This is a genomic window from Bradyrhizobium sp. Kon69 (genome assembly GCF_055807515.1).
Map to the genome: position 1 here is coordinate 1 of NZ_JBVVOS010000438.1, position 256 is coordinate 256.

Genomic DNA, 256 nt, shown 5'->3' on the forward strand with positions numbered 1-256 from the left:
CAGGCCCGGCAGCAACGGCGCAAACTCCTGGCCGGCCAAGACTGGCAGCGTCTCGCCGATGAGGTGCAGGTAGGTTATGGCCGCATGGGGCATTTTTTCTGGGGTTTTGAAGAACAGGGCGTCGTGCCGGACATCATTACCATGGCCAAGGGTATGGGCAACGGCCAGCCGTTGGGAGCTGTGATCACCCGCCGAGACATTGCCGAAGCCCTGGAAGCCGAGGGCTATTTCTTCTCGTCATCGGGCGGTAGCCCGG

1 protein-coding gene is annotated in these 256 nt (G+C 62.1%); it reads left to right on the forward strand.

Features of this window, described 5'->3' with window-relative positions:
- Nucleotides 1–256 (forward strand): aminotransferase class III-fold pyridoxal phosphate-dependent enzyme (locus AC0L3U_RS39715; protein WP_473365168.1); only part of this gene is annotated, 256 nt, incomplete at both ends.